The following is an 18496-nucleotide window of genomic DNA, read 5'->3' as shown; positions in this document are numbered from 1 at the left end:
ATTCGAACGTTTGCACGTTCATGAATCCGTTTTGTCATGCTTTGTGGGACTCTCATCGTATGTCCCCGATCACCGAGGTGGAGGGGCGACGGCTTCCGCTGACCCGCCTCGACAAGGTCCTGTACCCGTCCACGGGCACCACGAAGGGCGAGGTCCTGCACTACTGCGCGAGTACCGCGGGCGCCCTGCTCGCGCATCTGCACAACCGGCCGGTGTCGTTCCTGCGCTACCCGGACGGCCCCGACGGCCAGCTGTTCTTCACCAAGAACGTGCCGCCCGGAACACCCGGCTGGGTGCGGACCGCGGAGGTGCCGCGCTCCCGGTCCAGGGATGCGGAGCAGGTCCTCGTACAGGATCTGTCGAGCCTGATGTGGGCGGCGAATCTGGTGGTGGAATTCCATACCCCGCAGTGGCAGGCCGATTCCCCGGCCCGCGCCGACCGGCTGGTCCTCGATCTGGACCCCGGGCCCCCGGCCACCGCGATCGAGTGCTGCGCGGTGGCGCTGTGGCTGCGCGAGCGGGTGGCGGCCGACGGGCTGTCCCTGTACGCGAAGACCTCGGGCTCCAAGGGCCTGCATCTGCTCGCGCCGCTGGAGCCGACCCCGTCCGACGAGGTCTCGGCGTACGCCAAGGGGCTGGCCGTCGAGGCCGAGGCCGCGCTGCCCGGTCTGGCGCTCCACCGGATGACGCGGGCGCTGCGGCCCGGCAAGGTCTTCGTGGACCACAGTCAGAACGCGGCGGCGAAGACCACGGCGGCCCCCTACACCCTGCGGGCCCGGTCGCGGCCGACCGTCTCCGCCCCGGTGACCTGGGAGGAGGTCGAGGGGGCCGCGGACCCCGCCGACCTGGTCTTCCTGATCGGCGACATCGGCCCCCGGCTCCAGCGGTACGGAGATCTGCTCGGCCCGCTGATCAATCTCAACCGGGCCCGGCCCCTGCCCCGCCCGTAGGGCGTTTCGCCCGGATCGGACCGGGATGCGGCAGGCGCGTCCGGCCACCGGACATCGGGGGCGCCGGAGGGGCGGGAACCCGGCTACGGTGTACCGCAATTACCGACCAGGAGGGGACCAAACATGATCATTTTCGGTACCAGAGGCTATCTCTACCAGTTGGCGATAATGACGCTGGTGTGCGGACAGTGCGGCAATCCGTCGGCCCACACGCTCCGCAGGCGCGTCACCAAGTTCACGCTGTTCTTCGTGCCGCTGTTCCCCATCTCCAGCAAGTTCGCCACCCAGTGCACCTTCTGCGGTGTGGAGAACCGGGTGACCAAGGAGCAGGCCGACCAGTTGCTGGCCCAGACCCAGGGTCAGCCGCAGGGCCCGCAGCAGGGTTACAGCCAGCCCGCGCCGCAGCAGCAGGGGCAGAACCCTTACCAGCAGTGAGCCGAACTCCCCGTCACCGCGGGCGGCCCTGGCGCACCGTCATGCCGGGGCCGTCGGCGCCGCGCCCGCGCGCACGGGGAACCGAGACACGGGATGCGCACCGAGGCGCATGAGGTGCGCACCACGGGCAGCGGATGCACCGCACCATAAGGCGCACTGTGACATTAGCGGACATAGCGTCAACGGCTTGCTACGTTTCCTGGCATGACCGCATCGACGGTGGACGCTCCCCCGCCGGAACTACGCCTGCCGAAGCGGCGGGGCGTCGAGCTCGTGCTGCTGATCGGCGCCGTCCTGATCTCCGTGTACGGATACATCGCCGTCGGGCTCGCCAAGCACGACGCGGTACCGGCCGATGCCGCGAACTACGGCGCGGGTCTCGGCCTGCTGGCCCTCGTCGCCCACCTCACCGTGCGTTTCCGGGCGCCGTACGCCGACCCGTTGCTGCTGCCGATCGCCGTTCTGCTCAACGGCATCGGCCTGGTCCTGATCTACCGCCTCGACCTGGAGACCCCCGGCGACGCCGCCGCACCCACCCAGCTGATCTGGTCCACGCTCGGGGTGGCGCTCTTCATCGCCTTCGTGTTCTTCCTGCGGGACCACCGGATCCTCCAGCGGTACGCGTACCTGTCGGTGGCCGTCGCGCTGGTGCTGATGATCATCCCGATCCTGTTCCCCGCGGTGAACGGCGCGAAGATCTGGATCCGGGTCGGCGGATTCTCCATCCAGCCGGGCGAGTTCGCGAAGATCCTGCTCGCGGTGTTCTTCGCCGCGTACCTCGCCGCGAACCGCAACGCCCTCTCGTACACCGGACGTAAGATCTGGAAGCTCCAGCTGCCCACCATGCGGGTGTTCGCGCCGATCCTCGCCATCTGGCTGATCAGCGTCGGGGTCCTCGTCCTGGAGCGCGACCTCGGTACCTCGCTGCTCTTCTTCGGGCTGTTCGTGATCATGCTGTACGTGGCGACCGGCCGGGGCAGCTGGATCGCCATCGGCATGGTGCTGGCCGCCTTCGGCGCGTTCGTCGTCGGCAATCTCGAACCCCACATCCGCAGCCGGGTCACCGACTGGCTGCACCCCTTCGCCTCGATCGACGCGGGCCACGGCGCCAATCAGCTCGCCCAGTCGCTGTTCTCCTTCGCGGCCGGCGGCATCCTCGGGACCGGGCTGGGCCTCGGCCACTCCATCCTCATCGGCTTCGCGGTCAAGTCGGACTTCATCCTGGCGACCGCGGGCGAGGAACTCGGCCTGGCCGGGCTCTCCGCGATCTTCCTGCTGTACGCACTGGTGGTGGCCCGCGGCTACCGGGCGGGCCTCGCCCTGCGCGACACCTTCGGGCGGCTGCTCGCGATCGGTCTCTCCTCGATCCTGGCGATCCAGGTCTTCGTGATCGCGGGCGGGGTGATGGGGCTGATCCCGCTGACCGGTATGGCGATGCCCTTCCTCGCACAGGGCGGTTCGTCGCTGGTCACCAACTGGATCATCGTGGCGCTGCTCATCCGGATCAGCGACTCCGCACGCAGACCGCACCTCGACTACGTGGAGACCGGGCTCATCGCGCCGATCGTGGAGGACGAGTCATGATCCGCTACATCCGGCGGGCAGCCGCCTGCTGTCTGCTGCTCCTGGTGGCCCTGCTGGTCAACGCGGCCCGGGTGCAGGTCTTCCAGGCCGACTCGCTGGACAACAACCCGGCCAACCGCCGCCTGACCATTGCCCGTTACCAACAGCCACGCGGCAACATCCTGGTCGGCGGCTCGTCCGTCACCGGGTCGAAGGACACCGGCCAGCAGCTGCGGTACGAGCGGACGTACCGGCAGGGCCCGCTGTACGCGCCGGTCACCGGCTACGCCTCGCAGACGTACGGCACGACCCTGATCGAGAACGCCGAGGACGGCATCCTCTCCGGCACCGACTCGATGCTCGCCCCCTTCCCGCTCTGGAACGAACTGACGCGCGCCCAGCAGCCGGGCGGCAACGTGGCCACCACCATCAAGGCCTCGATGCAGGAGGCCGCGTACAACGGGCTCGGCGGCAGGCGGGGTGCGGTCGCCGCCATCGAGCCCTCGACCGGCAAGATCCTGGCACTGGTCAGCAGCCCCTCGTACGATCCGGGGCTGCTGTCCGGCACCGGCCCGGCGGTCGCCGGCACCTGGTCCCGGCTGAACGGCCTCACCTCGCAGCCGATGCTCAACCGGGCCATCCGGCAGACGTATCCGCCCGGTTCGACCTTCAAGATCGTGACGGCCGCCGCGGCGCTCGACTCGGGCGTGGTCAGCGACATGAACGCGGACACCGACACCCCCGACCCGTACACCCTGCCCAACACCACGACGGTCCTCCCCAACGAGGCGAGCGGCTGCGGGAACGCGTCACTCGCGTACGCCATCGAGGTCTCCTGCAACACGGTGATGGCCAACCTCGGGGTGGAGGTCGGGCTGCACGGCATGGACGACGCGGTGGGCAACTTCGGCTTCAACGACAGCGGTGTGAAGATCCCCTCCGGGGTCGCCAGGAGCAACTTCGACACGGACATGAGCCGTGACCAGCTGGCGCTGTCCTCGATCGGGCAGTTCAACACCACGGCGACACCGTTGCAGATGGCGATGGTCTCCGCCGCGGTGGCGAACGGGGGGACCCTGATGTACCCGCACCTGGTGGACGAGACCCGGACCAAGGGCGGCCGGGTGGTCAGCCGTACCGGCCAGAAGTCCTACCGCCAGGCGATGAAGGCGTCCACGGCCGTCCAGTTGCAGCAGATGATGGTCGACGTGGTGACGCAGGGCACCGGATCCAACGCGGCGATCCAGGGCGCGACGGTCGGCGGCAAGACCGGCACCGCGCAGAACGGTGTCAACAACGCCGGTACGCCGTACGCCTGGTTCATCTCCTGGGCGAAGGCGGACGGCGCGAGCCGCCCCGCGGTGGCGGTGGCCGTGGTGGTCGAGGACGCCTCGGCCAATCGCGCGGACATCTCGGGCGGCGGGTTCGCCGCACCGATCGCACGGGCGGTCATGCAGGCGGCGCTGGGGCGTTGAGCGTACGGCGCCCCTTTTCGTCACGCGGGAAGCAGGACACAGGAAGCGGGACACGCCCTACGCCCCGGCCTTTTGGCGAAGCCGACATCGGACCGGTCCGCGCAGGCGACGAGGTAGAGCAGGACCAGGAACGGCATGAGCCGCCAGGTCACCGCCTTCATCGTGGTGCGTTCCACGGCGGTCTCCATGGGGCGTTCCTCCTGGTTGTGACGATCCTCATTGATCCTGGTCCGCGCCTTGCAGGCACAGGCTGGACCGTATCGTGCTTTGATAGCACCATTAAAGAGCTGGCGGGAATTTCAGAAACGGTCACAGCCCGCCGACCACGGCTACCGCATCGAAGGGTTCACCTCATGGCACCGCAGCTGCGCAGTCGCGCCTGGTTCGGGGACGGCGGGAAGAACGGGTTCATCGCCCGCCACCATCTGCGGGCCATGGGACGCGGCGGCCACAACTTCGACGGCCGGCCGGTCGTCGGCATCTGCAACACCTTCTCCGAGCTGACGCCCTGCAACGGCCACCTCCAGATCATCGCCGACGCGGTGAAGCGCGGGGTGCTCCAGGCCGGCGGCTTCCCGCTGGAGTTCCCGGCGATGTCACTGGGCGAGCCGTTCCTGCGGCCGACGTCGATGCTCTACCGCAATCTCGCCGCGATGGAGATCGAGGAGCAGATCCGGGCCAACCCGCTCGACGCCGTCGTCCTGCTGACCGGCTGCGACAAGACGACCCCGGCCGCCCTCATGGGCGCGGCCAGCGCCGGAGTGCCCGCGATGGTCTTCACCGGCGGCCCGATGCTCAACGGCCGCTTCCAGGGTCGCGATGTCGGCTCGGGCACGGACATCTGGCGGATGACCGAGGAACTGCGGGCGGGGACGATCAGCCAGGAGGAGTTCACCGAGTTCGAGTCCTCGCTGAACCGGTCGGCCGGTCACTGCATGACCATGGGCACCGCCTCCACCATGGCCTGCCTCACCGAGGCCCTCGGCATGATGGTGCCCGGCGGCTCCGGACTGCCCGCGGTCGACGCCCGGCGCGGCACGCTCGCCGAGGAGACCGGCGCCCGCGCCGTGGAGCTGGCCACCAGCGATCTCACACCGCGACGGATCATGACCCGGGAGGCGTTCGAGAACGCCATCCGCATCAACGCGGCCATCGGCGGCTCGACCAACGCCGTGGTCCATCTGCTCGCCGTCGCGGGACGGCTGGGCGTGCCGCTCGCCCTCGACGACTTCGACCGGCTCGGCGCCGAACTGCCCCTGCTGGTCGACCTGATGCCCTCGGGCCGCTTCCTGATGGAGGAGTTCGCGTACGCGGGCGGGCTGCCCGCACTCGTCAACGATCTGCGCGAGTACCTCCACCGCGACACCGTCACCGTCACCGGCCGCTCGCTCCTGGAGAACTGCGCGGGTGTGGCGGTGTACGACCGCGAGGTCATCCGCCCCTTCGACAACCCGGTGCTGCCCGCGGGCAGCGGTACCGCCGTGCTCCGCGGCAACCTGGCTCCCGACGGAGCCGTCATCAAACAGTCCGCGGCAGCACCGCAGTTGCTCAGCCACACCGGGCCCGCGCTGGTCTTCGACTCCCTGGAGGAGTACCTCGCCGTCGCCGAGGACCCGGACCTCGACGTCACCGCCGAGACCGTCCTGGTGGTACGGAACACCGGCCCCCGCGGCTATCCCGGCATGCCCGAGGTGGGCAACCTCGCGCTTCCGAAGAAGCTGCTCGACGCGGGGGTGCGGGACATGGTCCGCATCTCCGACGCGCGGATGTCCGGGACCGCATTCGGTACCTGTGTGCTGCATGTGGCGCCCGAGGCGGCTGTCGGCGGGCCGCTCGCCCTCGTACGGACCGGGGACCAGGTCTGTCTCGACGTCCCCGGCCGTCGCCTGGACGTCCTGGTGGACGATGCCGAGCTGGAGCTGCGCCGGAGCGGCTGGAAGGCGCCCGAGCCGCCTGTGGAGCGTGGCTGGACCTACCTGTACACCCAGCACGTGACGCAGGCCGACACCGGCGTCGACCTGGACTTCCTGGTCGGCTCGACCGATTCCACCCCGCCGCGCCAGGCCTTCTGAGGAGTCCGCCATGACCGACGTACCCACGACCGACCGGACCGGGCTGACCGGGCTGACCGGGCTGACCGGGCTGACCGGTAGGACTTACGCCGACCGCACCGAGGCGCTGGTGCGCGGCGTCTCGCCCGTTCTCGAAGTGCCCTTCCACGACAACGGCGATCTCGACCCCGCGGGCTTCACCACCGTCGTCGACCGGGTGCTCGCCACCGGCGTCAGCTCGGTGATGTTCCCCGGCTTCGCCGGTGAGTTCCACAAACTCGACGGTGCGGAGCGGGAGTTGCTCACCGGTCTGCTGCTCGACCGCACCCGGGAGCGGTCCGACGTCGCCGCCATCGTGTCGGTGCCCGACCACGCGACCCGGCACGCCGTGGCCCAGGCCCGGTCGGCGGCCGAGCGGGGCGCCGACGTGATCAACGTGCTGCCGCCGCACTTCCTCGGCCCGTCGCGCGACGCCGTACTGGCCCACGTACGGGCGGTGCTCGCCGCTGTCCATCCGCTGCCGGTCGTCGTGCAGTACGCCCCCGCGCAGACCGGTACCGCACTGGACGCCCCGACCCTGCGTCTGCTCGCCGCCGAACACCCCAATCTGCGCTGGGTCAAGGTCGAGTCGTCGCCGCCCGGCCGGCTGATCGCCGCCCTCGCGGAGGGCGACCGGCCGCTGCCCGCGCTCGTCGGCCTCGCCGGGCTCCAGCTGCCCGACGCCCTGCGGCGCGGCGCGGTCGGGGTCCAGCCGGGGTGTTCCTTCACCGAGCTGTACGTCGAGCTGTGGCGCCGCTGGGAATCGGGGGACGAGGACGGGGCTCTCGCGCTGCACACCCGGATGCTTCCCTACCTGTCGTACTGGATGCAGGGCGTGGAGCTGATCGTCGCCGCGGAGAAGGAGATCTCGGTACGCCGTGGCTGGTTCGGTTCGGCGCACTGCCGTGCGCCCGGTCACCGTCTCGACCACGAGGAGCTGCGTCTGATCGACCGGTTCTGCGCCGAATTCAGCGATCTGATACCGGAGTTGACGCGATGAACGGCCCGGACGGCGCGGGCGGCCCCGGCGGCGCGGGCGGCCCCGCTCTCGTCACCTGTGGCGAGGCCATGTTGCTGATGTTGGCGGAGCCCGGCATTCCGCTGGAGCGGGCCACCGCCTTCCGCCGTTCGATCGCGGGCGCGGAGTCCAATGTCGCGGCGGGTCTCGCCAGGCTGGGACACCCGGTCCGCTGGCTCGGCCGGGTCGGCGACGATCCGGCCGGGCGGGCCGTGCTGGCCCAGCTGCGCGCCGACGGCGTGGACACCTCGTACGCGACGACCGATCCGGCCGCGCCCACCGGACTGCTGCTGCGCGACAGCCATCCGGCCCGAGCGATCGATGTGCAGTACCACCGGACGGGCTCCGCCGCCTCGCTGCTCACGCCGGACGAGCTGACACCGGAGGTGCTCGGCGGCGCCGGGACCGTCCACCTCACCGGCATCACCCCGATGCTGTCGGACTCCGCCCACCACGCCACCCTGCGGCTGTTCGAGCTGGCGCACGAGGCGGGGGCTGCGGTCTCCTTCGACCCGAACGTGCGCCTGAAGCTCGGCACTCCCGCCCGGTGGCGCGAGGTCGTCGGCCCGCTCCTGGAACGGGCCGATCTGGTGCTGGCCGGCGAGGACGAGCTGGAGCTGCTCGGTGTGCCGGGTCCACAGCGGCTGCTCGCGGCCGGGGCGCGCACCGTGGTGGTCAAGCACCGGGACAAATCGGCCTCCTGCCATACGCGGGAGGCGAGTTGGCGGCAACCGCCCTTCCGGGTGCCGGTGACCGACCCGGTGGGCGCGGGGGACGCGTTCGCCGCGGGGTTCCTCTCCGGGGTGCTGCGCGCGGAGCCGTACGAGGTCTGTCTGCGCGAGGCGGCGGCCGTCGCCGCACTGGTCGTGCAGTGCGCCACGGACACCGACGGGCTCCCCGACCGGGCGGGGCTGGACCGGGCGCTCGCCGCGTTCACCGGCGGCGCCGAGACCGTCCACCGCTGACCACCCCACCCCGCCCCCTTCCTCCGAGGAGAGCAACGTCATGGACCACATGTACCGCTGGGAGACCGTCCGGGCCGTCACGGCTCAGCGCGTCTTCGGCATCGTCCGCACCCCCGGCCCCGAGAAGGCCGTCGTCGCGGCCGGCGCCGTACTGGACGCCGGGCTGCGGGCCGTGGAGATCGCCCTCACCACCCCGCGCGCACTGCGGGCGGTGGCGCAGCTGACCGAGCAGCGCCCCGGCGCACTGGTCGGAGCGGGCACCGTGCTCGACGGGGCCGCCGCGCGGGCGGCCGTGGAGGCGGGCGCCCGCTTCCTGGTCTCGCCGAGCCTCCACCCGGAGGTGATCCGTACCGGACACCGCTACGGCGTCCCCGTCTTCCCCGGTGTGAGCACCCCGACCGAAATGGTGCGGGCCCTGGAGGAGGGGGCCGACGCGCTGAAGCTCTTCCCCGCGTCGGCCGTGCCGCCGTCCTGGCTGCGCGATGTGCGGGCCGCCCTGCCCCAGGCTCCCGTGATACCCACGGGAGGTGTGACAATCGAGAACGCACCGGAGTGGATCGCGGCCGGCGCCGTCGCCTGCGGCATGGGCTCGGCGCTGACCTCGGGGGGCGCAGAGGCGGCGGGTGAGCGGGTGACCGCCCTGCTGGGCCGCCTCGCCGCAGCCCGCTGACCACGCCGGACCGGACGCATCGGCAGTCGCATCGGCAGACGGGGAACGACGTGGAGCTTCAGGGCCTGCACGGGCAGGTGGTCGACCGGATCGGCCAGTCGCTCGCGGCGGACGAGATCCGTGCGGGTGAGGTGCTGCGCCTGGAGGACGTACAGGAGCGGTACGGCGTCTCCCGCACCGTGGCCCGCGAGGCCGTACGGGTCCTGGAGTCGAAGCGGGTCGTCACCAGCCGCCCCCGCGTCGGCATCACCGTCCGGCCGCTGGCCGACTGGAACCTGTACGACCCCCAGGTCATCCGCTGGCGTCTGGCGTCCCCGCGCCGCGCGACACAACTGCGCGAACTGGCCGAACTGCGGGCCGCGGTGGAGCCCTCGGCTGCCGCGCTGGCCGCGACGGGCGCCGACGACGCGGCCAGGCGGGCCCTGAACGCGCACGCCCAGGCCATGGCGGGCGCGGCCCGCGCCGGGGACAGCCGGGCATTCATCGCCGCCGACGCGGCGTTCCACCGGGAACTGCTCACCGCGTCGGGCAACGGCATGTTCGCCCAGCTCTCCGAGGTCACCGAGGAGTTGCTGGTGGCCCGGCGCGATCTGCTGCTGATGCCCGACCAGGTGGACCTGGCGGCCGTGCGCAGGCACCAGGAAGTGGCCGACGCGATCGCCGAGGGACGCGCCGCCGACGCGGCCCTCGCCGTGGGCACGGTCGTGGACGCCGCCCGCAGCGAGGTCGAGAAGCTCCTGCACGGCAGCTCGGCCTGCGCCTTGGGCGGCTGACGGACGGGACGGGCGGGACCGGCGGCCCGGACGGGCCCTACGACCGCACCCGTTTCCTGCGGCTGCGCCCCTTTCTCGTGGCTGCACCTTTCCCGTGGCTGCACCTTTCCTACGACTGCGCGCCCTCCGCGATGGCCGACGTCACCTCCGCCACCCGTTCCGTCTCCTCCTGGGCGAACCGCTCCTGGTCGAGCCGCTCCGCTATCTCCTCGTCCTGGGTCATCAGCAGGTCCAGGTTGGAGTCGCCCATCTCGAAGACGCCCATGTCGAGATACGCCTTCTGCAGCCGCTCGCCCCACAGGCCGATGTCCTTGACGCACGGCACTATCCGGCTGAACAGCAGCTGACGGAAGAGGTGCAGGAACTCGGACTGCTCGGAGAGCTCCTCGGCCTCCTTCTTCGGTATGCCGAAGTTCTCCAGGACCTCCACGCCGCGCAGCCGGTCGCGCATCAAGTAGCAGCCCTCGATGACGAATTCCTCGCGTTCGCGCAGCTCGGCGTCGGTCAGCTGCTTGTAGTAGTCGCGCAGGGCCATCCGCCCGAAGGCCACGTGCCGGGCCTCGTCCTGCATGACGTACGCCAGGATCTGCTTGGGCAGCGGCTTGTCCGTGGTGTCGCGGATCATGCCGAACGCGGCGAGCGCGAGGCCCTCGATGAGGACCTGCATGCCCAGGTACGGCATGTCCCAGCGGGAGTCGCGCAGGGTGTCGCCGAGCAGGGCCTGGAGGTTGTCGTTGACCGGGTAGAGCATCCCGAGCTTCTCGTGCAGGAAGCGGCCGTATATCTCGGCGTGCCGGGCCTCGTCCATGGTCTGGGTGGCCGAGTAGAACTTCGCGTCCAGGTCGGGCGCGGACTCCACGATCCGGGCGGCGCACACCATCGCGCCCTGTTCACCGTGCAGGAACTGGCTGAACTGCCAGGACGTGTAGTGCTTGCGCAGCTCGCCCCGGTCGCGGTCGGTCATCTTCGCCCAGTGCGGCGTGCCGTACAGCGTCAGCGCCTCGTCGGGGGTGCCGAGCGGATCGTAGGGGTCCACTTCCAGGGACCAGTCGATCCGCTTCGCGCCGTCCCACTGTTTGTCCTTGCCCTTCTGGTAGAGGGCGAGCAGGCGGTCGCGGCCGTCGTCGTACTCCCAGCTGAAGCGGGCCGAACCGGACGCGGGTATCTGCCAGTTGGGTTCGACGGGGCCGTTGGTGTAGAGCTCATGCGTCGACATACTTGGCAGGCTCACACGTTGGTAGACGCCGGGTCAACAAGTCGCGCACAAGGGATTGACTCACCTTACTGACAAGCCGTCTCATAAGAGATGACCACCGGTAACCCCAAGCGCGAGGTGCCCTCAGAGATGACCACAGCGACCGAACGCGAAGTGCTCCGCGACGCCCTCGGCCTGCTCAGGGACCGTGAACAGGTCGCCGAGCGGCTCCTCGAATCGTCCGCGAAGCACTCCTTCGACCCCGACAAGGAACTGGACTGGGAGGCACCGGTCGAGGACGGCAAGTGGTTCTGGCCGCCGGAGCTGGTCTCGCTCTACGACACCCCGCTCTGGCGCCGGATGTCCGAGGACCAGCGGATGGACCTCGCCCGGCACGAGGCGGCCTCGCTGGCCTCACTAGGCATCTGGTTCGAGATCATCCTGATGCAGCTGCTGGTCCGGCACATCTACGACAAGTCGGTGACCAGCAACCACGTCCGCTACGCGCTCACCGAGATAGCCGACGAGTGCCGGCACTCCATGATGTTCGCCCGGATGATCCAGAAGGGCGGCGCACCCTCGTACCCGGTCCCGCGGATGTACCACAACCTGGCGCGGGTCCTGAAGACCGTGTCCACCACGCCGGGTTCCTTCGCCGCGACCCTGCTGGGCGAGGAGATCCTCGACTACATGCAGCGACTCACCTTCCCCGACGAGCGGGTACAGACCCTGGTGCGCGGCGTGACCCGCATCCACGTGGTCGAGGAGGCGCGCCATGTCCGGTACGCCCGCGAGGAGTTGCGCCGCCAGATGGTCACGGCCCCGCGCTGGGAACAGCACTTCACCCGGGTCAGCTGCGGCGAGGCGGCCCGGGTCTTCTCCACCTGCTTCATCAACCCGCAGGTGTACACGAACGTCGGCCTGGACCGCCGCGAGGCCGTCACCCAGGTCAAGGCCAGCGGCCACCGCGCCGAGGTGATGCAGAGCGGCGCGAAGCGGCTGACCGACTTCCTGGACGACATCGGCGTACTCCAGGGGGTGGGCCGCAGGCTGTGGGTGAGTTCGGGGCTGCTGGCGGGGTAGGGGGCGCTGGGTACCGCTGACGTGAGGTCAATTTTCGGCCAATCTCATCCAGGATCCCACATCTTTTTCACAGGTCCCACACAGGTAATCCCCAGTGTCTGCCCCGGAGTTACGCGTCCTCGGAGATCTATCGGTTCGCTGACGCGTTCGAGTCAGCACCATGGTTGCCTCTTGTAGCACCCCGTTGGCCTGTGTCTATGGTGCGTGCCGCCCCTCGGCGGGGATCGCGACCACACCCCGCCGGTGGCGTTGACCGGACTGGCATGCCCGGGGGAGTGCCGCACAGCACCTACCGGCCCGCTGATTGCTCAGCGGGCCGTTCTGCTTCCCTTCGGCGTGCCCTTCGCCTTCAGAAGGGATCCTCCGATGCACCCAAGGCCACGGTTCCGCATGCCCGGATTTCGAAGATCCGGCATCCTGACCCCCGTCATCACGTCCGTGGCCGCCCTGGCCGTTCTCGGCGGGCCGGCCGTCCGGCCCGAGTTGACGGATCTCGGACGGGATGCCGCGTCGGCGAGTGACTCGTACGACTGGTACGAGGACACGGCTGCCGAGCAGTTGCGCCAGGACGAGTGCCTGATGGGCGATGTGCTGCGGCTGGGCGGGCCCTCCATGGCCCAGACCGCGCAGGGTGGCCTCAACCAGCCTGCGGACGCGCTCCATGCTCTGGCCAACCGGGAGTACTGGGAGAAGACCCCGCTTGCGGACGCGTACGCGGCGGACCGGGACGCGGCGAGCAAGGAGATGGACGCTCTCAGCGCTCTCCAGGATGGCTGGCAGAAGCCACTTTCAGGGCTGGAGAATCCGGCCGGCTTCACCAACGCCGACTTCCACTGGCCCCCGGGGTCGCCGGGTGACGGGAAGCAGGACTTCTACGATCAGACCGGTCTGGGCCAGTGGGTCGCCGACCGCTTCTGGAAGGACGAGGACGGCTTCTACGAGGACTCCACCCCTGCGGCTGACGGAAAGACCCTCAAGGCCGTTGACGCCGTGGGCACTCCGCTCTACGGGAAGAACCCCGACCCCACCGGTCTGTCACCGGACGAGTGGAACCGTGCCGTTGCCGAACATGACGCTTTCAAGTGGTTGCACGGATTCACGTCCGAGAACGCGGGTGCGGACAACGCTCGTATCTTTCTTGCGTCCGGCGGCTTCCCGCGCACGGCTCCGTAGCCGGGCACCGCGGAGTACCGGATCGCGGTCGAGGACCTGAAGACCCGGTTCGCCGGGTGCGCGTGGCGTGACCCGATCGATCCGGACAAGGTCCTCGGCGGCATCACGGCCACCGCAGCCACGGAGTGGCAGCAGGAGATCGCCTCCCAGCAGGTGCAGCGCAACCAGATCCTGGACGCGAACACCGGCGCCACAAAGGCTCTTGCTTCCGGGGCGAAGGCGCTGGGCGAGCTGCTGGGACACTCGTGGGTCGCCGACCATCTTGCCCGCTGGCAGGACTACTGGTCGCCGGGAGGTGCCGGGTGGATCGGTGACGCGCCGGCAGTGATCGAGGTACACGCGGCCAAGGGCATGTGCCTGGACGTGCAGAGTGCCGCGAAGGCCGATGGCACCCCGGTCCAGGTGTACACGTGCAACGGGTCGGCAGCGCAGGAGTGGCAGGTCTACGGGGACGACCTGGGATTTCACCTGCGGAACGTGAACTCCATGAAGTGCCTCGACGTGAACGGAAACGCCGCGGTCAATGGCACGAAGATCCAGATCTGGGGCTGCCACAGCAATCCGGCGCAGACGTGGGAGTACAACCTTCGGGCCACCACGAGTCTGAAGAACGTGGGCACCGGCAAGTGCCTCGATCTGCACACGTTCGACAAGGGCCTCGACGCGCAGCTGTACACGTGCAACAACACCGCTGCGCAGCAGTTCGACATCAAGCCGTCCGGACACACCGGTGAGGTTCTGCCGAAGGCTCAGTTCGACAAGGCGGCGAAGGGCGTCGCGGACACCCAGGCAGGGGCGAAGAAGCAGCTCGCTCTCCTCAAGGAGCAGGCAGCGGCAGCGAAGAAGGCCGCCACCGACTCGGACGCCGCCGAGCAGGCGGCCTACGCCGTCGCCGACGCCAACGGCGCTCCTCGGGGCCGTGGTCTGCTGGTGGGCCAGCAGAAAGCGCAGGTCACCCAAGGGGCGTCTGCCGCCCTGGACGCGATGGTGAAGGCGGGCGAGACGGCCGAGGCCGCCACCCGCGCATCCGGTGGGGACAGTGAGACCGTCGCGCAGCGCGCGCTGGCTCAGGCCGCGCAGGTGAAGACGGAGTTCCGCAAGGAAGCGGCGCACAGCGCCGAGTTGCAGGCGAAGGCCGCAGCAGATGCGGCGAAGGTCCACCGCGACAACGCGAAGAAGGACAAGGAGGAGGCCGAGGCCAAGCTCGCCGAGTCCCTGAAGGCGGAGAGCGACGCCAAGACGGCTGCCGCTGACGCGCACGCGAAGCGGCTGGCCGCCGAGGCCGAGGAGCAGACGGCCAAGGCGGAGAAGGAGACGGCCGCCGCCAAGCAGGCCGAGGCCGCACAGCACAAGAAGAACGCCGAGGGCGAGGCGACCAAGGCGAAGGACGCCAAGGACAAGGCCGAAGCCTCCGAAGCCACTGCCGTCGCGAAGAAGAACGACGCGGTCGAAGCCCGCGACAATGCCAAGGCCAAGCGTGATGACGCGTGGGAGGCCGAGCAGAAGGCCGACGCGGTCCGCGCGAAGGCGGACGCGAAGGACGCCTACGCCGATTCTCTGGACTCGGGCGAGGCAGCAGATGCTGCCCGCAGTGCTGCCGATGACGCGGACAAGCACGCGGACGACGCCGAAGCAGCCGCAGGAAGGGCTCGTTCCGAGGCCGACGCCGCAACCACGGCAGCTGCGGACGCGGACGCCGCGGCCACCCGCGCCGAGGCGGCAGCCAAGCGTTCCCGCGCCGACGCGGACGGAGCGCAAGCGGCGAAGGTGAAGGCCGACGCCGCGGTCAAGACCGCGACCAGCGCCGCGGCCGACGCGATCGAGGCCGCCAAGCACGCCGCCTCCGAGGCGAAGACGGCAGTCGAACTCGCAGACGCCGCCGAAGCACAGGCCAAGACCGCCAAGTCCCATGCGGACACAGCGAACAAGGAGGCAGGCAAGGCGCTGGCGGCAGCGGCGAAAGCCGCCGGTTTCGCGCATGTCACCGCCCAGGCAGCCGAAGACGCCGGGAACGCAGCCGCGCAGGTCGCCGAACCCGCGAACGATGCCATCCAGCTCGGCTCCCCCTACATCACCACCGACTCGGCGGCAGGCCTGGTCGTACTGACCGGGCAGGCTTCCAAGACGATCGCCGAGCAGCAGAAGGCCGTCGCCGACGCCCACGCCAAGAACGCACAGGAGGCAGCGGCCACCGCCAAGGCCCTCGCCGACCAGGCGCAGGGTGACACCAAGGCCGCCTACCAGTCCGCCGCCAACGCCGCCGGGTATGCCGCTGACGCCCGCACGTATGCGAAGGATGCCCTCGGCTACGCCGCCGACGCCGCCAACGCCGCCGCCAAGGCCAGCGCGTCACTGGCCCGCACGGTCACCTACGACAACCAGGCCACCGCCGACGCAGCAGCGGCCGACAAGGCAGCAGGAGGCGCCGAAGGCTACGCCAAGGACGCCCGCGATTCCGCCGACGCCGCCGAACTCGACGCGTCCGCCGCGCGCTCCGCCGCCGCCCAGGCCGAACAGGATGCCAAGGACGCGCGTGCAGCGGCCGACCGAGCCGACACCGCAGCGACCGAAGCCGAACAGGCCGCGAAGGACGCCGACAAGTACGCCAAGGATGCGCAGGAATCAGCCGACCGGGCCGAAAAGGCCGAGAAGGCCAAGCAGATCGACACGGGCACCATCCCCGATACAGACGGCGGCTCCATCGGTAACACGTTCTACGTCATCGACCACATCGAGAAGGTCGGAGATCCGGAGGTCGTCAAGAAGACAGCCAGCTGCGACAACATTATCGACAAGCTCTTCTACAAGGGCGACTGCACGATCACCGCGAATATCCGGTACAAGGCGATACTCGATCTTTACCTGTGCACCGCACAGGACTTGGACGCGCAGAAGTTCACGTGCCCTTCCGGAGAGACGATCTATCTGGATCAGTTCCCGACCAAGGAACAGTCCCAGACGGTCACGCACACCATCACGATCGCGGAATACCAGGAGAACATCGACCCGGTCGACATCCTCTTCGGCAGCTGGATCAAGTGCGCCCAGCTCTTGCCCTGCGGTGCGAGCGGCAGTTGGAGCGGCTGCGCCTGGGCTTCTCTCGACGTCGCTTCGCTGTTCGCGGGCAAGATCCTCCGGCCCATCGCGGACGCAATCAGGGCGGCCGATGCCGCCGCCAGGACCGGCATCGGCTTCGCCGACGCCTACAACGGGCTACGCGCCCTCGGCCTGCCGAAAGACGCCATCGCAGGCGTCAGCAGGTCGGTGTTCCAGAGGCTGCGTTCCGCCTGTATGAAGGACAGCTTCCCCGCTGGAACGCGTGTGATGCTGGCCGGTGGAGCATCCAAGCCGATCGACATGATCAACCCCGGCGACCGTGTGCTCGCCACGGATCCGAACACCGGCATCACAGGCTCGGCGTCGGTCACGGCGACATTTTCTCATCCGGCAGACCGGCTCCTTCAGATCACGCTTGCCGATGGCGAACAGATCCTGACCACTCCGGGGCACCGGATGTATGTGCCGGGACACAATTGGGTCAAGGCATCCGGCCTGCACGCGGGCGACTTTCTGCGTACTACCTCCGGCGCCGGGGACGAGGTCACCGGAATTCGCCCGATAACCACACCGCAGACTGTGTGGGACTTGAGCGTCGCCGACCTGCATACCTTCTACGTACTCGCGGGCAAGACCCCCGTACTCGTTCACAATATCAACTGCACAGATTACGCAAATATAGCGCCGAGCGGATTCGGAATCCTCGCCAGCATCGACGAAGAAGGATACGTATCAATGGCCGTCAACAAGGGGCCAGGCACACCGAGCGGAGGTGAAATGTTCAACGCCGCCCTCGCACATTTCGGCGACAAGGTGAAGGGTTTCAAGGCATACTGGCAGGACGGCGGAGCCCTCAGCGACAACCTGAACTCCTTCAATAAGGCAATTCAGGAGGGTGCATCGCTCGAAGAGGCGGCACTTCGAAATACTTTCTCAGGGAAGATGTGCCAGAAAGCAGGCTTCACCAATGTGGAAATCACTGAACTACGGGGAATGCCGGGTCATTACACCAGCGTAGGCGTGAAATTCCACTAGCGAACCAGCTCGCGCGTACGAGATGGTGTACGCACAGCGGGACAAGACAGACCAGAACGAAAATACAGGTGCGAAATGGACCAGCTAGAGAAAATTTCAGACGAACTGAAGGCAGCTCATGCCGAAGGGAAGAACCCTATAGAACTAGCACTACTTTCCAGAGGCAGGCTGGGTTCAGCGTTCGGCACCATCTCCTTCATTGCCTGCTTCCGGAGGGCTTTCGGCATTCCGCTGCCAGTCCTTCAGCGGGCGCAGGCATGGGAGCGGTTCGGGTGGGGTGAAGTGCACATTACTGACGAAGAATTCTCCGCGCTCCTCTCACCTTGGCTCACCGAACAGTGAGCTTTTTCAACCTTGCCGTACAACGCCCCCAGCGGAAGCGGGAGTCTAAATTCCCAGAATTAGGCTCCCCCTTTTTCGTGACGAGCACGCAAGTCACCTGGTCGGCCCCTTATTATCCCGGCATCGAGATTACGTCGAGGGGATTTTTGGAAAGTGCGCCAAGAAGGCCAGCCGGAGCATTTCCCCGCCCCCTGACATGCCAACAACAGGAAGAGAAGTAAAGGACGCATGACCGAGCACGGATTCGATCTGCCGCCGAAAGCTCCGCCGGATGTCATCGCCCAGCGCAACGCACTGGGCGAAGAAGCGTGCCGCACACTAGCCCAAGCCGGAATTCCTGTTTACCGGGGTGGCCACGAAGACGGGTCCGAAGAAAACGCTGGGGCGACGGTTCATGTGGATCCTTTCGTCACCGGCGGCGTGCTGGTGGAATGGCACACGGATACAGAACTGACAACTGCCGCTGTGAACTTTTTGGCGTGCGGAGTCGATCCTTCAGATCTGCCTTACGCGATTCGCCATTACGAAACCATGCGTGCATGCAGGACGCTCTTCTGGGAATCCTTACTTCGGCTGAATTCCAGGCTGAGAAGGCAGACAGGCACACCTACGGGACTGCGGTTTTCATAAAGAACTCCCGGCCCTGACCCAATTTGTCATGCCTCGCCGCGC

The 18496-nt window shown here is 68.5% G+C and carries 14 protein-coding genes and 1 pseudogene; 13 read left to right on the top strand and 2 right to left on the bottom strand.

Annotated features, from left to right (window positions below):
- The first annotated feature begins 59 nt into the window (after nucleotides 1-59).
- The 4 genes from ligD (at nucleotide 60) to OG709_RS25060 (ending at nucleotide 4423) form a co-directional block, all read left to right on the top strand.
- Nucleotides 60-950: a non-homologous end-joining DNA ligase gene (gene ligD / locus OG709_RS25075; protein ID WP_250297855.1), complete on the top strand. Its 891-nt coding sequence runs from the start codon at nucleotides 60-62 to the stop codon at nucleotides 948-950.
- 123 nt (nucleotides 951-1073) lie between these two features.
- A complete protein-coding gene (locus tag OG709_RS25070; RefSeq protein ID WP_250297856.1) occupies nucleotides 1074-1385 on the top strand; it encodes a zinc-ribbon domain-containing protein in 312 nt (103 codons plus the stop codon).
- 204 nt (nucleotides 1386-1589) lie between these two features.
- The gene (locus OG709_RS25065) at nucleotides 1590-2969 is read left to right on the top strand and encodes an FtsW/RodA/SpoVE family cell cycle protein (RefSeq protein WP_250297857.1); all 1380 of its coding nucleotides are present in this window, start codon (nucleotides 1590-1592) and stop codon (nucleotides 2967-2969) included.
- Nucleotides 2966-4423, top strand: a complete 1458-nt coding sequence (locus OG709_RS25060; protein ID WP_250297858.1) for a penicillin-binding transpeptidase domain-containing protein — start codon at nucleotides 2966-2968, stop codon at nucleotides 4421-4423. Before OG709_RS25065 ends, OG709_RS25060 begins: the two co-directional genes overlap by 4 nt.
- A 20-nt stretch (nucleotides 4424-4443) precedes the next feature.
- Here OG709_RS25060 and OG709_RS25055 read toward each other — a convergent pair whose 3' ends face one another.
- Nucleotides 4444-4611 (bottom strand): hypothetical protein, encoded by a 168-nt coding sequence (locus OG709_RS25055; RefSeq protein ID WP_250297859.1) that lies wholly within the window; start codon nucleotides 4609-4611, stop codon nucleotides 4444-4446.
- Between the two features lie 165 nt (nucleotides 4612-4776).
- On the opposite strand from OG709_RS25055, the gene OG709_RS25050 reads away from it, so the two are divergent.
- The 5 genes from OG709_RS25050 to OG709_RS25030 are packed head-to-tail and all read left to right on the top strand — an operon-like array spanning nucleotide 4777 to nucleotide 9939.
- On the top strand, nucleotides 4777-6495 hold the full coding sequence (locus OG709_RS25050; protein WP_266640757.1) for an IlvD/Edd family dehydratase: 1719 nt from the start codon (nucleotides 4777-4779) through the stop codon (nucleotides 6493-6495).
- 10 nt (nucleotides 6496-6505) lie between these two features.
- A complete protein-coding gene (locus OG709_RS25045) occupies nucleotides 6506-7513 on the top strand; it encodes a dihydrodipicolinate synthase family protein (RefSeq protein WP_329167719.1) in 1008 nt (335 codons plus the stop codon).
- Nucleotides 7510-8496, top strand: a complete 987-nt coding sequence (locus OG709_RS25040; RefSeq protein ID WP_329167718.1) for a sugar kinase — start codon at nucleotides 7510-7512, stop codon at nucleotides 8494-8496. Before OG709_RS25045 ends, OG709_RS25040 begins: the two co-directional genes overlap by 4 nt.
- A gap of 49 nt (nucleotides 8497-8545) precedes the next feature.
- On the top strand, nucleotides 8546-9166 hold the full coding sequence (locus OG709_RS25035; RefSeq protein WP_250298020.1) for a bifunctional 4-hydroxy-2-oxoglutarate aldolase/2-dehydro-3-deoxy-phosphogluconate aldolase: 621 nt from the start codon (nucleotides 8546-8548) through the stop codon (nucleotides 9164-9166).
- A gap of 50 nt (nucleotides 9167-9216) precedes the next feature.
- Entirely contained in the window at nucleotides 9217-9939 is a 723-nt protein-coding gene (locus OG709_RS25030; RefSeq protein ID WP_250297862.1) for a FadR/GntR family transcriptional regulator, read from the top strand.
- 109 nt (nucleotides 9940-10048) lie between these two features.
- Here OG709_RS25030 and OG709_RS25025 read toward each other — a convergent pair whose 3' ends face one another.
- The gene (locus OG709_RS25025) at nucleotides 10049-11155 is read right to left on the bottom strand and encodes a ferritin-like domain-containing protein (RefSeq protein WP_250297863.1); all 1107 of its coding nucleotides are present in this window, start codon (nucleotides 11153-11155) and stop codon (nucleotides 10049-10051) included.
- A gap of 129 nt (nucleotides 11156-11284) precedes the next feature.
- On the opposite strand from OG709_RS25025, the gene OG709_RS25020 reads away from it, so the two are divergent.
- The 4 genes and pseudogenes from OG709_RS25020 (at nucleotide 11285) to OG709_RS25000 (ending at nucleotide 18454) form a co-directional block, all read left to right on the top strand.
- Entirely contained in the window at nucleotides 11285-12217 is a 933-nt protein-coding gene (locus OG709_RS25020) for an AurF N-oxygenase family protein (RefSeq protein WP_250297864.1), read from the top strand.
- A gap of 366 nt (nucleotides 12218-12583) precedes the next feature.
- Nucleotides 12584-17482 (top strand): annotated as a pseudogene (locus tag OG709_RS25010) (ricin-type beta-trefoil lectin domain protein).
- A 75-nt stretch (nucleotides 17483-17557) separates the two neighbouring features.
- Nucleotides 17558-17824 (top strand): hypothetical protein, encoded by a 267-nt coding sequence (locus OG709_RS25005; RefSeq protein WP_250297865.1) that lies wholly within the window; start codon nucleotides 17558-17560, stop codon nucleotides 17822-17824.
- Between the two features lie 228 nt (nucleotides 17825-18052).
- Nucleotides 18053-18454 (top strand): hypothetical protein, encoded by a 402-nt coding sequence (locus OG709_RS25000; protein ID WP_250297866.1) that lies wholly within the window; start codon nucleotides 18053-18055, stop codon nucleotides 18452-18454.
- Nucleotides 18455-18496 lie beyond the last annotated feature (42 nt).

This window comes from Streptomyces sp. NBC_01267 (assembly GCF_036241575.1).
GTDB lineage: Bacteria > Actinomycetota > Actinomycetes > Streptomycetales > Streptomycetaceae > Streptomyces.
Note: the sequence above shows the minus strand (reverse complement) of the source record. Positions and strands in the feature narration are given on the sequence as shown.